The sequence below is a fragment of the Lentzea waywayandensis genome, assembly GCF_900115955.1.
GTDB classification, from domain to species: domain Bacteria; phylum Actinomycetota; class Actinomycetes; order Mycobacteriales; family Pseudonocardiaceae; genus Lentzea; species Lentzea waywayandensis.
The window spans coordinates 653,731-669,187 of the sequence record NZ_FOYL01000004.1; the positions used below are offsets into that span (position 1 = coordinate 653,731).

The 15,457-nt window shown below is 67.7% G+C and carries 14 protein-coding genes; 6 read left to right on the plus strand and 8 right to left on the minus strand.

Features of this window, described 5'->3' with window-relative positions; genetic code table 11:
* Positions 1–52: 52 nt before the first annotated feature.
* The 3 genes from BM417_RS18835 to BM417_RS18845 form a co-directional block, all read right to left on the minus strand.
* Positions 53–871 (minus strand): ABC transporter substrate-binding protein, encoded by an 819-nt coding sequence (locus BM417_RS18835; protein ID WP_093595369.1) that lies wholly within the window; start codon positions 869–871, stop codon positions 53–55.
* Positions 872–1,111: 240 nt separating this feature from the next.
* Positions 1,112–3,766, minus strand: a complete 2,655-nt coding sequence (locus BM417_RS18840; protein ID WP_093595372.1) for an MGH1-like glycoside hydrolase domain-containing protein — start codon at positions 3,764–3,766, stop codon at positions 1,112–1,114.
* A 78-nt stretch (positions 3,767–3,844) separates the two neighbouring features.
* On the minus strand, positions 3,845–5,263 hold the full coding sequence (locus tag BM417_RS18845) for a M20/M25/M40 family metallo-hydrolase (protein ID WP_093595375.1): 1,419 nt from the start codon (positions 5,261–5,263) through the stop codon (positions 3,845–3,847).
* 355 nt (positions 5,264–5,618) lie between these two features.
* Between BM417_RS18845 and pdhA the strand changes: the two genes are divergently transcribed.
* Genes pdhA through BM417_RS18860 form a run of 3 tightly spaced genes read left to right on the plus strand, consistent with a single transcriptional unit; the run spans position 5,619 to position 9,240 of the window.
* On the plus strand, positions 5,619–6,815 hold the full coding sequence (pdhA, locus tag BM417_RS18850; RefSeq protein WP_093595378.1) for a pyruvate dehydrogenase (acetyl-transferring) E1 component subunit alpha: 1,197 nt from the start codon (positions 5,619–5,621) through the stop codon (positions 6,813–6,815).
* Entirely contained in the window at positions 6,815–7,840 is a 1,026-nt protein-coding gene (locus BM417_RS18855) for an alpha-ketoacid dehydrogenase subunit beta (RefSeq protein ID WP_093595381.1), read from the plus strand. The genes pdhA and BM417_RS18855 overlap by 1 nt, the downstream gene beginning before the upstream one ends.
* A gap of 14 nt (positions 7,841–7,854) precedes the next feature.
* Entirely contained in the window at positions 7,855–9,240 is a 1,386-nt protein-coding gene (locus BM417_RS18860; RefSeq protein WP_093595384.1) for a dihydrolipoamide acetyltransferase family protein, read from the plus strand.
* 63 nt (positions 9,241–9,303) lie between these two features.
* Here BM417_RS18860 and BM417_RS18865 read toward each other — a convergent pair whose 3' ends face one another.
* Entirely contained in the window at positions 9,304–9,885 is a 582-nt protein-coding gene (locus tag BM417_RS18865) for a hypothetical protein (RefSeq protein WP_177320483.1), read from the minus strand.
* A 262-nt stretch (positions 9,886–10,147) separates the two neighbouring features.
* Between BM417_RS18865 and BM417_RS18870 the strand changes: the two genes are divergently transcribed.
* Both BM417_RS18870 and BM417_RS18875 read left to right on the plus strand, forming a co-directional pair.
* Positions 10,148–11,068 (plus strand): helix-turn-helix domain-containing protein, encoded by a 921-nt coding sequence (locus BM417_RS18870; protein ID WP_093595390.1) that lies wholly within the window; start codon positions 10,148–10,150, stop codon positions 11,066–11,068.
* Positions 11,069–11,136: 68 nt separating this feature from the next.
* A complete protein-coding gene (locus BM417_RS18875; RefSeq protein ID WP_093595393.1) occupies positions 11,137–11,463 on the plus strand; it encodes a hypothetical protein in 327 nt (108 codons plus the stop codon).
* On the opposite strand, the gene BM417_RS18880 is transcribed toward BM417_RS18875, so the two are convergent.
* Positions 11,460–11,960: a hypothetical protein gene (locus BM417_RS18880; protein WP_093595396.1), complete on the minus strand. Its 501-nt coding sequence runs from the start codon at positions 11,958–11,960 to the stop codon at positions 11,460–11,462. The genes BM417_RS18875 and BM417_RS18880 overlap by 4 nt on opposite strands.
* A 100-nt stretch (positions 11,961–12,060) precedes the next feature.
* On the minus strand, positions 12,061–12,768 hold the full coding sequence (locus BM417_RS18885) for a thermonuclease family protein (RefSeq protein ID WP_143138703.1): 708 nt from the start codon (positions 12,766–12,768) through the stop codon (positions 12,061–12,063).
* Positions 12,769–13,064: 296 nt separating this feature from the next.
* On the opposite strand from BM417_RS18885, the gene BM417_RS18890 reads away from it, so the two are divergent.
* Entirely contained in the window at positions 13,065–13,598 is a 534-nt protein-coding gene (locus BM417_RS18890; RefSeq protein WP_177320484.1) for an SLATT domain-containing protein, read from the plus strand.
* Here BM417_RS18890 and BM417_RS18895 read toward each other — a convergent pair.
* Together BM417_RS18895 and BM417_RS18900 are read right to left on the minus strand one after the other, a co-directional pair.
* Entirely contained in the window at positions 13,591–14,805 is a 1,215-nt protein-coding gene (locus tag BM417_RS18895) for an acyl-CoA dehydrogenase family protein (RefSeq protein ID WP_093595405.1), read from the minus strand. The two genes, BM417_RS18890 and BM417_RS18895, sit on opposite strands and share 8 nt — an antisense overlap.
* 10 nt (positions 14,806–14,815) lie before the next feature.
* Positions 14,816–15,445, minus strand: coding sequence for an SCP2 sterol-binding domain-containing protein (locus tag BM417_RS18900; protein ID WP_093595408.1), 630 nt, complete (start codon positions 15,443–15,445; stop codon positions 14,816–14,818).
* Positions 15,446–15,457: the final 12 nt, after the last annotated feature.

Sequence of the window (15,457 nt, forward strand, 5' to 3'; positions counted from 1 at the left end):
GTGGTTCGGACACGAACGGGGCGGCGTCACCGCCGCCCCGTCGTTGGTGGAGCTACTTCTTCTCCGGCTTCTTGCCGAACCACTTCTCGTAGATCTCGTCGTACTTGCCGCTTTCCTTGGCCTTCTTCAAGACCTCGTTGACCTTGGCGGTCAGCGCGGTGTTGCCCTTCTTGATGCCGATGCCGTACTGCTCGTTCGTGTTGAACTCGGCGGAGACCGTGGTGTCCGGGAACTCCTTGGCGTAGTCGAAGAGCACACCGTTGTCGTTGATCGCGGCGTCGACGGCGCCGGTGCGCACGGCGGTCTCCATCAGCGGGAGGTCCTCGAACTGGATGACCTCGTAGCCGTTGGCGGCCTTGTTCTCGTTGGCGTAGATCTCACCGGTGGTGTCCTGCTGGACACCGATCTTCTTGCCCTTGAGGTCCGCCAGCGCCTTGATCGGCGAGTCCTTCTTGACCAGCAGCGCCTGCGTGGCGTCGAAGTACGGGTCGGAGAAGTCGATCGCCTGCTTGCGCTCTTCCTTGATCGTCATGCCGGCCGCGGCGACGTCGCACTGGTTCGCGTTGAAGCTCGCGCCAGACGTGATCGTCTCGAACTGGGTGTCGAAGATCTCCTGCTTGACCTTCAGTTCGTCGGCGATCAGGTCGACCAGGTCGACGTCGAAACCGACCGTCTTGTCGCCGTCGGTGTACTGGAACGGCTTGTAGGACAGATGGGTGCAGGTGACGAGCTTGCCTTCCTTGACAAGCTTGATGCCACCGTCGGTGGTGCCACCACCGCTGTTGGTGCTCGTCGCGCAACCGGCGAGCGCGGTCAGCGCTAGGGCCGCTGCGGGCAGCAGGGCGAGCACGTGCCTGGATCGACGAGCCACTGCGTCACTCCTCGTAACTGTCGCGGACGAGTGAACGGGATCCTGCCACTCGGGTGACGCGGTGGACAGCACGTGGGTGTTACAGGCCACTCCAACGCAAGAATTCTGCGTGAATTTGCGCTTCCTGGCGCAAATCATTGTGCGAATTAGCCTAGATCACACAACGTATGCACGCTTTGCGCTCGAATAGTGACGACTTGCTACATTGCTTGATCAGGATTTGATCACGGAAGACCCCGTTCACCGCGAACGGTCGGTCAACAAGCCCGCGACCAGCGCCGTCCACCCCGTCTGGTGGGTCGCGCCGAGACCTTCGCCCGTGTCCCCGTCGAAGTACTCGCTGAAGGTCACGTGCCTGCGCCAAAGGGGTGACTCGGAGGCCTCGATGCGCTTGCCGTCCGACGGTCTGCGTCCGTCGTGGTCGGGCAGGAACAGCCCGACGAGCCGGTCGCTCAGCTCGTCCGCCACCTGGCCCGCGGTCACCCAACGTCCGGAGTGCGTCGGCATCTCGACCTGGAACATGCCGTCGTGGAACGCGCAGACCGTGCGGAGCGCCTCCACCAGCAGCGCGTTGGTGGGCAGCCAGACCGGGCCGCGCCAGTTCGAGTTGCCGCCGAACATCGGCGTGTGCGACTCGCCGGGCTCGTAGCCCATGCGGTGGTCCTGGCCCGCGACGTTGACCTCGAGCCCCTCGCGGTGCGCTGCCGACAGGCTCCGGATGCCGTGTGGCGACAGGAACTCCTGCTCGTCGAGCATCCGGTGCAGGACGCGCTTGAGCTTGCTCTCGTCCAGCAGCGACACGAACGCGCCGCGGTCGTAGTGGAACGTGATGAACTGCCGCAGCTCCGGCCGGCGCTTGAGCAGGTGCTCCAGCCGTCTGGTGAACCCGTGCAGGTCACTGAGCACCCACGGTTCGAGCACGGCACTTGCCAGCAACGGGATCAGACCGACCATCGACCGCACGCGCACCGGCTCGGACTCGACGTGACCGTCCGGGTGGCGCCGCGAGACGCGGTCGTAGCAGAAGCCGTCCTCGTCGTGCCAGATTCCGCGGCCGTTCGACCCGAAGTGCGTGAACGCCTCCGCGATCGACAGGAAGTGCTCGACGAACTTCGTCGCGACGTCCTCATAGGACTCGTCGTCGCGCGCCAGCTCCAGCGCGATCTGCATGAGGTGCAGGCTGTACGCGGCCATCCACGACGTGGCGTCGGACTGCTCCAGCCGCCACTCGCCCAGCATCGGCTCGGACCGGTTGACCGGCCCGATGTTGTCCATGCCGAGGAACCCGCCCTCGAACAGGTAGCTGCCGTCGGCGTCCTTGCGGTTGACCCACCAGGAGAAGTTGAGCAGCAGCTTGTGGAAGATCTTGGCGAGGAACCCGCGGTCCCTGCTGCCGTCCGCGCGGTAGACCTGCAACGCCGCCCACGCGTGCACCGGCGGGTTGACGTCGCCGAACTCCCACTCGTAGGCGGGAATCTGGCCGTTCGGGTGCATCATCCACTCACGGCAGAACAGCAGCAGCTGCTCCTTCGCGAACGCGGGGTCGACCAGCGTGAACGGGATCGTGTGGAACGCGAGGTCCCACGCCGCGAACCACGGGTACTCCCACTCGTCCGGCATCGAGATCACGTCGGCGACGTCGAGATGCCGCCAGTGCACGTTGCGCGCCTCGGGCGTACGTCTGCTCGACGGTGCTTCAGGCTTCGTCGGGTCGCCGTCCAGCCAGTCGCGCGTGCGGAACCGGTAGTGCTGCTTCGTCCACATGAGCCCGGCGAGCGCGCGCCGCAGCACGTGCTTCTCCTCGGGGCTGGTGTCCGGCGCGATGTCGTCGTGGAACTCGTCGGCCTCGAGCTTGCGGGCGCTCATGGTCTCGTCGAAGCTCGGCCCGAACGGGTCCAGGTGCCCGTCGCCGCCGACCAGCCTGACCCGGATCGTCACCGTCTCGCCCGGCTCCACCGGGTCGAACGAGTACCAGGCCGCGAACTTCGTGCCCGCCGCACCGGCGTCGTCCGGCCCCACGACCTGACATGTGGACGTGCTGCCGTGCACCACGTAGTTGCAGATGCCGTCCTTGGCCCACGGTGATGGGTTGCGCTCGGCCCCGAAGAGCGACATCTCGTTGCTCTCGTTGTCCGTCATGAGCATCGACGGCGAGTCGTCCAGGTGCAGCGTGTACCGGCCGAGGTTGCCGTGGTCAGCCGTGACCTTGCGTCCGGTCGTCGTGCTGGCAACGAGCTGGCACGGCCGTTGGTCCCGCCCCCACGCCCACGTGTTGCGGAACCACAACTGCGGCAGCAGGTGCAGCGGCGCGTCCTCCGGCCCGTGGTTCGTCGCGCTGATCTCGATGCAGATGTCGTCCGTCTCGGCCTTCGCGTAGGTGACCTGGACGTCGAAGAACCGGTTCTCGTCGAGCACCCCGGTGTCGCTCAGTTCAGGCTCGCGGTTCTCCCGGCCGGCGTTGCGCGCCATCTCCCGCAGCTGGCCGTACGGGAACTCGCGCTGCGGATACCGGTAGACCACCTGCATCCACGAGTGCGTGGGCGTCCCGTCGGTCACCCACCAGTGCTCCTTGACGTCCTCACCGTGGTTGCCCTCGTCGTTGGTGAGGCCGAAGTACCGCTCCTTGAGGATCGGGTCCTTGCCGTTCCACAGGGCGATCGCGAAGTTCATGAACCCGTGCACGTCGCAAATGCCGGCGATGCCGTCCTCGCCCCACCGGTAGGCGCGCGCACGGGCGTGGTCGAACGGGAACGACGCCCACGCGTCACCCTCGGGCGAGTAGTCCTCGCGGACCGTGCCCCACTGGCGACCCGAGAGGTACGGCCCCCACAGCCGCCACGGCGAAGTCGGTGTGTCCGACTCCGCGAGACGCGCCCGTTCCGCTTTTTCGCCCATCGCCCCAGTGTGGGACACCAGGTAGGACGGCTGGTGGGGCCCAGGTGTTGTCTGAGTCTTTCCTCACTAATTGCCGGGTCAGGACTGCCTGGAATGCGAGTCGAGAACCAGCGCGATCGCCTCGGTGACCCGAGCCGCGTGCGCCAGGTGCAGCCACTCGTCCGGCACGTGGCAGTTCGAGTCCGGACCGATCACGCCCGTCACCACGAACTGGGCCTCGGGGTACGCCTCGTGCAGCAGCCCCATGAACGGGATCGAGCCGCCCAGCGACACGGTCCGCCACGGTGCGCCGAAGATCTCCTTGCCCGCCTCGTCCAGGACGGCGGACAGCCAGGGCGCCAGCTCCGGCGCGTTCCAGCCGTCGGCCGACTCGACCCGGGAGAGCTCCACGGTCGCGTTGTAGGGCACGTCGGTGGTGAGCTTCTCGCGCACCGCCTCCAGCGCCGCGGCGGCCGAAGCCGTCGGGGGCAGGCGGAACGACAGCACCAGCGAGGTGAACGGCCGCAGCACGTTGCCGGCGTCATCAGGCAAAGGCAGACCCTCGGCACCGGTGACGGACAGGGTCGGCCGCCAGCCGGAGTTCAGCGCCAGCTCCACCTCGTCCTCGGAAACCGGCTGCAGGTCGCCGACGCGCGGCACCGCACCCCACAGCGCGCCCGGCGCGGCCTCGACGGCCTCGCGGACCTCGGCCAGTCGCCCGGCGGGGATCTCGACGTGCATCTCCGGCACGAGGATCTCGCCGGTCTCCGCGTTCTCGATCCGATCCAGCAACACGCGGGCGATCCGGAACGACGACGGCACGATGCCCGACGCCATGCCGGAGTGCAGTCCGCCGTCCAGCACCCGGACGGTGGCCGTGACCTGCACCAACCCGCGCAGCGACGTGGTCAGCCACATGCGGTCGTAGTCGGAGCCGCCGGAGTCCAGGCACACGACCAGGGAAACCCGGCCCAGGCGATCGGACAGGTGCTCCAGGTAAGCGGGCAGATCGGGCGAACCCGACTCCTCGCCGGTCTCCAGCAGCACGACGCAACGGGCGTGCGAACCGCCTGCCGCGCGCACGGCCTCGATCGCGGCGATCGCGGCATATCCGGAATAGCCGTCATCGGCCGCGCCACGGCCGTAGAGACGTCCGTCACGCAGAACCGGGGTCCACGGACCGAGTCCTTCACCCCAGCCGCCCACCGGCGGCTGCTTGTCGAGATGTCCGTAGAGCAACACCGTGTCGTCGCCCGAGTTACCGGACGCGGGCACGTCGACCACGAGAAGCGGCGTGCGTCCCGCCAGTTGGACGACTTCCAGCACCGCTCCAGGCAGTGCGCGAGACTCGATCCAGAGGCGCACGTGCTCGATCGCGGCGGCCAGTTCGCCGTGTTCTTCCCAGGCGGGATCGAACGCGGGCGAGATCGCCGGCACGGCGACGAGCTGAGACAGGCTCGGGATGATGTCGTCGTCCCAAAGCGTCCTGACGGTGCTGGTCACAACAGAGCGGTCCACCTCTCGATCCTGTCACGACTCCGCCTCTGCTCGCGTGCCTAGGCTCTTCCCTGGAGGCCCGCAGCTAAGTTAACGATCGGTAACCGGGACGGCAGCGTCCGGTAATCGGACGGCCTAGTCGGAGGACAAAAGGTCGAACCTCCGACTGTTGTCGCTGATCAGAACGTTGACTCGTGTGTTACGAAGTGGGACGGGTCTCACCAACTCGGGTGAGGCCGTGTCAGGATGTGGTCGTAAGCCACCGTCACCGTCGACGGCTGCCTCCGGCCCCACAGGGTTGGCGGCGACCGCCGACGTCGCCGCACGAGGTCGTCACGAGCGATCAGGCGGTCGGAGTAGACAGAGGAGAAGGCGCATGTCGTCCCCTGAGCAATGGACGCACCCTGAGCCGGATGCAGCGCCGGCCGCCACTGCCGCAAAACCGACAGCGGAACAGGTGATCGCAGGCTTGCGAGCGACAGACGAGGGCGGTGCCGACCTGGTGCAGCTCCTCACCCCGGAGGGTGAGCGGGTCCAGCACCCCGACTTCGACATCGACATCACGCCGGAGGAACTGCGCGGTCTGTACCGCGACATGGTTCTGATCCGCCGGGTCGACCGCGAGGCGAACGCCCTGCAGCGCAAGGGCCAGCTCGGCATCTGGGTGCCGCTGCTCGGCCAGGAGGCCGCGCAGATCGGCGCCGGCCGCGCGATGCGTCAGACGGACATGGCGTTCCCGAGCTACCGCGAGCACGGCATCGCGTGGACGCGCGGGATCAACCCGACGGAGCTGCTCGGCATCTTCCGCGGCACGGACCAGGGCACCTGGGACCCCGTCGAGAAGCGCTTCCACCCGTACACGATCGTCATCGGCAACCAGGTCCTCAACGCGGCCGGGTACGCGATGGGCCAGAAGTTCGACGGCAAGGTCGGCGACGACGAGGGAGAAGCCACCATGTGCTTCTTCGGCGACGGCGCGACCAGCCAGGGTGACGTGCACGAGGGCTTCGTGTGGGCCGCGGTCTACGACGCGCCGCTCGTCTTCTTCTGCCAGAACAACCAGTGGGCCATCTCCGAGCCCACCGAGCGCCAGTCGCGCCTGCCGCTGTACCAGCGCGCCCGCGGCTACGGCTTCCCCGGCATCCGCGTCGACGGCAACGACGTCCTCGCGACGCTCGCCGTGACGAAGTGGGCGCTGGACGAGTGCCGCCACGGCAACGGCCCGATCCTGATCGAGGCGTTCACCTACCGGATGGACGCGCACACCACCTCCGACGACCCGACGCGCTACCGGCTGTCGGACGAGCTGGAGATGTGGAAGCTCAAGGACCCGATCGAGCGCGTGAAGGTCTACCTGGTCCGCCAGCAGTGGGCCGACCACGAGTTCTTCGAGGGCGTCGAGGCCGACGCCGACAAGCTGGGCGAGGAACTGCGGGAGTTCTGCACGAACATGCCCGATCCGCCCGCTGAACGGATCTTCAGCAACGTGTACGCGGAGGGCAGCCCCGCCCTCGACGCGCAGCGCGACGAATTCCTCGACTACGTCTCGGGTTTTGCTGGAGGTGAGCACTGATGGCTGCTCCGACCATGGACCGTTCCACGGCCGCTGCCCCGGCTTCCCCGGTGCAGACGCTCACCATCTCCAAGGCTCTGAACATGGGCTTGCGGGCGGCCATGGAGGCCGACCCCAAGGTCATCATGATGGGCGAGGACATCGGCAAGCTCGGCGGCGTCTTCCGAATTACCGACGGCCTGCAGAAGGACTTCGGTGAGCAGCGCGTGCTCGACACGCCGCTCGCGGAGTCCGGCATCATCGGCACCGCCGTGGGTCTCGCGATCCGCGGCTACCGCCCGGTGTGCGAGATCCAGTTCGACGGCTTCATCTTCCCGGGCTTCGACCAGATCGTGTCGCAGGTCGCGAAGCTGCACTACCGCACCCAGGGCAAGATCAAGCTGCCCATCGTGATCCGCGTGCCGTTCGGCGGCGGCATCGGTGCGGTCGAGCACCACTCGGAGTCGCCGGAGTCGTACTTCGCGCACACCGCCGGCCTCAAGGTCGTCTCGTGCTCGAACCCGGCCGACGCGTACTGGATGATCCAGCAGGCGATCGACAGCGACGACCCGGTGCTGTTCTTCGAGCCCAAGCGTCGTTACTACGAGAAGGGCGAGGTCGACACCACGGCCCAGCCCGGCAAGCTGTTCGAGTCGCGGGTGCTGCGCCAGGGCACGGACGCGACGCTGGTCGCGTACGGCCCGATGGTCAGGACGTCGTTGGACGCGGCCAACGCGGCCGCCGAGGACGGCACCTCGCTGGAGGTCATCGACCTGCGCACGCTGTCGCCGCTGGACCTCGCGCCGGTCTACGACTCGGTGCGCCGCACCGGCCGTCTGATCGTCGTGTCCGAGGCACCGTCCGAGTCCTCGATCAGCAGCGAGATTGCAGCCAAGGTCCAGCAGGAGTGCTTCTACTCCTTGCAGGCACCGGTGCTGCGGGTGACCGGTTTCGACACCCCGTACCCGCCCTCGAAGCTCGAGGAGGAGTTCCTCCCCGACCTCGACCGGGTGCTGCACGCCGTCGACCGCTCTCTCGCCTGGTAAGGGGACAACCGGAAATGCCGCAGTTCAAGCAGTTCCCCTTGCCCGACACGGCAGAGGGGCTGACCGAGGCCGACATCCTCACCTGGCACGTGAAGCCGGGTGACACCGTCACGGTCAACCAGATCATCGTCGAGATCGAGACGGCCAAGGCGGCCGTCGAGCTGCCCTGCCCGTGGGCGGGCGTCGTGACCGAGCTCCTCGCGGAGCCCGGTCAGACCGTCGAGGTCGGCGTCCCGATCATCACGATCGACACCGACCCCGGTGGCGCGGCCGCACCTGCCCCCGCACCCGTTGCGGCGGAGGCGAACGGCACCTCGTCCGGCAAGATCGGCGAGGAGATGCCGGGCGGGCGCATCGCGACGCTCGTCGGCTACGGCCCGAAGTCCGGTACCGCGAAGCGCCGTGCCCGCAAGGATGCGCCCGCCGCAGCTCCGGCCGCGGCAGTCGTGGCCCCGCCTGCTCCCGCTCCGGCTCCGGTCGTGGCGCCCCCGGCTCCGGTCGTGGTCGCTGCTCCGGCGCAGACGCCGGGTGGGTACGTGCCGCTGGCCAAGCCGCCGGTGCGCAAGCTGGCCAAGGACCTCGGCGTCGACCTGCACGCGCTCACGGGCTCCGGCCCGAACGGCGTGATCACGCGGGAGGACGTCGAAACCGCGGTGGCAGCCCCGGTCGCCGCTCCGGCAGCGTCCTTTGTGGACAACGGCTCGCGCGAGCGCAGGGTGCCGATCAAGGGCGTCCGCAAGGCGACCGCGCAGGCGATGGTGGACAGCGCGTTCACCGCGCCGCACGTCACCGAGTTCCTGACGGTCGACGTGACGCCGATGATGGAACTGCGCGCGCGCCTGAAGAACGCGCCGGAGTTCCGCGGCGTGAAGCTGACGCCGCTCGCGTTCTGCGCCAAGGCGATCATCCTCGCGGCCCGTCGCACGCCGGACGTCAACGCGACGTGGGACGCGGCGGCGAACGAGATCGTCTACAAGGACTACGTCCACCTGGGCATCGCGGCCGCCACGCCGCGCGGCCTGGTGGTGCCGAAGGTCCGCGACGCCGACCGCATGTCCCTCAAGGAACTCGCGGTGGCGCTCGACGAGCTCGCCACGGTCGCCCGTGACGGCAAGACGTCGCCGGCCGACATGATGAACGGCACGATCACGATCACCAACGTCGGCGTCTTCGGCGTCGACACCGGCACGCCGATCCTCAACCCCGGAGAGTCCGCGATCCTCGCCCTCGGCGCGATCCGCGACATGCCGTGGGTGGTCGACGGCGAGATCAAGATCCGCAAGATCTGCCAGCTCGCGCTCTCCTTCGACCACCGCGTGGTCGACGGTCAGCAGGGCTCGCAGTTCCTGGCCGACGTCGGCGCGCTGCTGGCCGAGCCGGGCATCGCGATCACTTACTGAAATCCGGTCGTGGGTGCTTTCCGTCATTCTGAGGACGGAAAGCACCCACGACCTTTTTGATTTCTACAGGATGCTGGCGATCAAGGCTTCCATTTGCAGGCCCTGGCCGGTGGTGCCGACGTAGGCGTAGACATTGGCTGGCTCGCAGACCGGATCCTGCCAGCCTTGGTTCTGCACGTGTGCCCGTGCGCACGTGGTCCTGCCGGTGTTGCCCAACCCGATCGCCTCGATGCGCCGGCCCTGACCCGTCGTGCCGATCTGTCCGACCTGGCCGTCGTTCCGGCAGTCCCGGCCCTGCCAGCCGACGTCCTGGACGTGTGCCAGCGCGCAGGTCACGCCGCCCGAGTCGTAGGTGACGAACTGGATTGCCTCGAGCCGGCGGCCCTGACCTGCCGTACCTGCGGCGGCCCCGTTGCCGGCGTCGCAGGTCCAGCCCTGCCAGCCGACGTCCTGGACGTGGCCGCGGAGGCAGAGCATCGGTGCCGCGTTCCGGCTCACGTCAGGCATGACGTCCACCGTGATCTCGGTCGACGACACGACACCGTTGACGGTGGTCTCCGGTCCCGACACCTCGGCGTTCGCCGGCGCGGCCACCGCACCGAGCATCGCGGCGACCAGCCCGACGCCGCCGATGGTGATTTTCAACGCACGCGAAAAACTAGCCATCAATTCCCCCAGAAAAATGTTGGGAGGCGCGCCGAAACAGACCTTCTGTGAAGGTCGCGAATCGGTGTATGCCCCCCAGGCAATCCCAACGCCTCCCAAACTTCCACAGGTCGAGGCTCGTCGTCACTAGTTCATTCGGGGCAACTCGTGCGGCCTCTCCGAGCCACCTGAAATCAATCGGATCATCCGATGGGTGATTCGAGTTGACTCTCCACCTACTGGAGACTGCACAGTTGCTCCCGTGACGCGCTACCAGATCGGTGAGCTGGCCAGGATGACCGGACTCACCGTCCGCACCATCAGGTTCTACTCCGACTCGGGCCTCATCCCGCCCACGGACAGAACCACCGGCGGCTACCGCACCTACGACACGGACGCGCTGGCGAGGTTGAAGCTCGTCCGCACGCTCAGGGATCTGGGCGTGGACCTGCCGACCGCCGGCCGCGTGCTGGCGCGTGAGGTGTCGGTGACCGACGTGGCGCGTGCACACGCGGATGCGATCGACGCGCAGATGAGGACGTTGCGGCTGCGCCGTGCCGTCTTGCGCGCCGTCGCCAAGGGAGGGGAGATGGAACTGATGAACGAGTTGGCACGCATGTCGGACGAGGAGCGCCAGCGGATCCTCGACGACTTCTTCGAGGAGGTGTTCGGGCCCTACGAGCTGGACCCGCAGTTCGAGCAGCACATGCGTTCCGTGCGGATCGAGCTGCCGGACGACCCGTCGACCGAGCAGTTGGAGGCCTGGGTCGAGCTCGCGAAGCTGGTGCAGGACCCGGACTTCCGCGCGTCGGTCAAGCGGATGTCCCAGCAGCACGAGGAACAGCGCCGGGCAGGGGCGGACATGGGCCCGCCGGCCGAAGGTCAGATGGAGGCGTTCACCTTCGCGATCGCCCAGGCCCGCGAGGCTCTCGACGCGGGCATCGCGCCGGAGTCCGCCGAGGCGCGCGCGGTCGTCGATCGCGTGAACGCCAACTGGGCGGAGGCGCTGAACCTGCCGAACGACGGAAGTCTCGTCGAGCGGCTGCGCGAGCTCTCCGACTTCGCGGACCCGCGTGCCGAGCGGTACTGGGTCCTGATCGCGAGGATCAACGGCTGGCCCGCCATGCCGGACCACTCGCGTGAGCGTGCCTGGCTGCGCGAAGCCGGCCAGCCGTTCGGCTAGACCTCTTGAATCCCGCGGGAACCAGCTGGGCGCCCAGCTCGTTTCCGTGGCAACGAAGGGGGATCGTGATGTCTGTTCTGTTCGAGATCCTGGGGAGCGTGCTCGGCGAGGCCTTCGGTCCGAGCGACGAGGTCCACCAGCGCGGCGACGGTGACGTCTTCCTGGACGGCGAGTGGCACGAGGGCGAGCTGTTCTTCGGCCCCACCAAGATCATCTGGGCCGAGCGCATCATCTTCAGCGACGCCGAGGGCCGCGTGGAGCAGATCGTCGACCAGGACCCGCCACACCCGAACTTCGTGGTGCTGCGCTTCCGCCGCCCGTCCGACGTGGTGCTGCTGGCCGTGCACCGCCGCGAACTCAAGCGCGTGGGCGCGATCCTGACGCTCCCGCTCTAGCTGTTCTCCTTGATACGACGGGCGATCCCGGCGAACCCGAGCGTGCCACCGGCGAACGCGAGGCTGAACCCGGCCCACGCACGCTGGTTCGCCGTCAAAGCCGCCTCGTACTGCTCCCTGGTGAGCTCACGGACGACCTTGCGCTCCGACGTCGTGTACTTCCCGTTCTCGTACTTGAGGTTCCCGGCGACACTGTCGGAGGAGAGGCTCACGAACGCGACGAGCCACCCGCCGTAGAACGCGACGGCGGCCAGCGCGATCGCCCACTTCGGCAAGGTCTCGCGCAACAACCGGAACAGCGTCGCGAGCCCGTCGAGCCGAAGCCCGCCACCGGTCTGCACGATCAACACCACCAGCAGCGCCACACCCGTCAGCACCAGCACCAGGTTCGCCCCCGCCGGCAACAACGCCGCGCCGGTCAACGCCCCCGACACGAGGACGATCGCGTCGATCGCGATGACTACAACGGCGGCCCACTGCAGCGGCAAGAGCTTCATGACTCGGGAGGATAAGTCCAACCAGGACCTTTACCGGGCCATAACCGCAAACCGAGATGCTGTCGCAAGTGGCCCGCCGGCTCAGGGGAACGGCGGGCCATCACTTCAGCCCCTTGACGACGTTCCGCAACTCGGCCTCCTTGCGGTACAACGTGGGCACCACCTTGGTGACCTTCGCCAGCAACACCGTCTGGTCCACCGGCGCCACCGCGTCCCACGTCAGCCCACCGGGCTTGGCCAACTGGTCCACCAGCCCGATAGCGGTCTTCGCCGTGTCCGCGGCCACCGTCAGCTCAGTCCTGCTGCCCTTGAGCGGCTGCGCCTCGACCACGGCCGCGGCCTCCGTGATCGCCCTGACCTGCCCGGGCAACGTGCACGGCACGTCCGGCGAATGCAGCCCCTTCTGCTTCTCCACAGCCGAGTTGTTCGCTTCCTTGGCCTTGTCGAGGAAGCGGATGCCGTTCACCGTCGGCACCGCGAGCCCCTCACCGATCAACGCGGCGTTGACCAGCATCCCGTCCTGTGTGGACAGAGCGGCGAACTGGCCTTCTCGCGTCACGGTCACCTGCGTGCCCTCCGGCAGCAGTTGGGTGAGCAGGTTCCGCGCCTCTGCGTGCAGGCACTCGTCCGCTGCGGGGGCGGCGACGTTCACGAGTTTCACGGCCGTTGTGCGATCGCCTTCGCGCACCTCGACCGTTTCCGCGTCCAGTACGCGCACCACGTGACTGACGACTACCGGTTGTGGACGGTCCACGACCGTCACGACGTAGGCACTGCTCGCGGCCCCGGCGAGGACCGCGGCGGCCATCAGGAACACATTCGGGAGCACCACGATCCCCCTAACGCCGACCTACTGGGCTGATCGGCGCAGCGGAACGTGGTGTTACAGGGCGCTCACGCAGCGTTCGCGGCAACAATTCGGACCCCGCACGCGATGAGTCAGAGAGGTGAGACGCGATGGTGACGACAGTGGACACCCCTGAGCCTGACGACTCGCGGCCCAAACTGGGCGAGCGGTCTGCGAGGCGTCGACATGAGGCCGATGCCGCCGGAAGTATGGGCGTGGTTTTCGGAGGCTCGAACGTTTTCGTGAACAGCGGCTCGATGGAATCCGTGTCGATCGGGTCGACGTACTCGCCGAAGGCCGATGAAGGTGATGACCGCTCGGCCGAGTACGTCGCCGACTTGCAGGCCGAGGTCAGCGGCCTGGAACGAGCCTCCAAGCGCCGCCTTCTCGCTTACCGGACGCTGAGGTTCCTGGTGCTCACCACGTCCGCGATCACTCCGGCTCTCGCACTGTTGTCCGCGCCGAGTTGGATCACCGCAGCCGTCGCGTCACTCGCGTTTCTGTCCGAGGGCACGATCCAGCTCACTCGCATGCACGACCGAGCGGTGCTGGACATCCGCCGGGTGTCCTTGCTGGGGCGCGAGTTGAGGATGTTCCGAACTCAGGTGGGCAACTACACCAACACCGACAGAAGGCTTCTGCTGCTCGTGCAACGAATCGAGGCGATCCGCGAAGAGAACGACCGCGACGTCCTCAACGTGCTGCAGCAGAGCTTCGGTGCCTATGGCCAGGAAAGACCGAGCGCCAACGAGAGCGGGCGGCCCGAAGGTCGCCCGCCACCCGTTACCTGATCTGCATGCCCGAGATCGCGCGCGACACGACCAGTCGCTGAATCTCCGAGGTCCCCTCGAAGATGGTGAAGATCTTCGAGTCCCGGTGCATCCGCTCCACCGGGTGCTCCCGCGTGTACCCGGCCCCACCCAGGATGTGGATCGCCCGCTCGGTAGCCCACACCGACACCTCGGACGCCTTGAGCTTCGACATCGACCCCTCACCGGCGGTGAACGGCACGTTGTTGCGCCCCATCCACGCCGCACGCCACACCAGCAGCCGCGCCGCGTCGATCTCCATCCGCATGTTCGCGAGGTCGAACGCGATCGACTGGTTCTCGATGATCTTCCGCCCGAACGCCTCGCGGTCCTTCGCGTAGTCCAGCGAGTACTCGTAGGCGGCCCGTGCGACACCAACGGCCATGGCGCCCACGGTCGGACGCGTGGTCTCGAACGTCGCCATGGCGGCCTGACCGCCGGCCTTCTGGCCCTCGCGCGCACGGGCGAGACGCGCCTCGACGCGTTCGCGGCCGCCGAGCACGCAACGGCCGGGCACTCGCACGTCGTCGAGGAACACGTCGGCCGTGTGGGAGGCGCGCATGCCGTGCTTCTTGATCTTGCCGGGCGACGACAACCCGGGCGTGCCGGGCGGGATGATGAAGCCGGCCTGGCCGCGTGAGCCCAGCGAAGGGTCGAGCACAGCCGTCACGACGTGCACGTTCGCGATGCCGCCGTTGGTGGCCCAGGCCTTCTGGCCGTTGATCACCCACTCGTCGGTCGCCTCGTCGTAGCGCGCGCGAGTGCGGTAGCCGGCGACGTCGGAGCCTGCCTGGGGTTCGGAGGCGCAGAAGGCGGCCAGCTTCGGCTCGCTCTCGTCGCCGAAGCACTCCGGCACCCACTCGGCCAGCTGTTCGGGCTCACCGGAGGCGAAGATGCCCGCTACGGCGAGGCCGGTGCCCATCAGGGCCAGGGCGATGCCGGCGTCGCCCCAGAAGAGTTCCTCGGTCGCGATCGGCAGTGACAGGCCGATCGGGTCGGCGAACCAGGTCGCGAGGGACTCGAAGCCGTAGAGGCCGATCTTCGCCGCCTCCTGGATCACCGGCCACGGCGTCTCCTCGCGCTCGTCCCACTCGGAGGCCGCCGGCCTGATCACGTCCCGGGCGAAGCCGTGCACCCAGTCGCGCAGGTCCGTCTGGTCTTCGTTCAGCTCGAGCGAGAAGCCACCCACAAGAAGTCTCCTAAGCCTTCGGGATGTTGAACAGGCTCATGAACCCGGCCGCGAAACCCAGGTCGCCCTTCACCTTCAGCTTGCCCGTCATGAACAGCACGGGCGCGGACGCGTTGCCGGTCGCGAGCTTCAGGAAGTCGGCGGGCGTCAGCGTCACGATGGCACGGGCCTCGCGCGTCACGCCCTTGTTGATGGTGCACTGAGCATCTTCGATGATGGCCTCGTAGACGTCTTCGAGCACGTGGAAGTGCACGACGGCACGAGTGGCGCCCGCCCGGTCCGAACGGAAGTGGACCTCCATGCGGCGGAACACCTCGTCCAGCACGCGCACCCGCAGAGCGGGGTCGGCGACGACGGCCTCGATCTGGTCCTTCGAGGCGCGCGAGATGATGCGGGCGAAGTTGGACGGGTCCATCTTCGACAGGTCGAGGTCCGCGCCGCCGTCGGCGAGCGCGCCCAGGGCGTTCAGCAGTGCGGCGAAGTCGTCCCTGCCCAGCTTCTTCGGGTCGATGCCGCGGGCGATGACGTCGATGTTCACATCGGCCAGCGCCGGGTCGTCCGGCGTGATCTGCTGCAACGTGCTGATCAGCTCGGCCGGGCTGAGCTTCGCGATCGCCTCGGTGGTGAGGTCGAGCGTCATTGACACACCTCC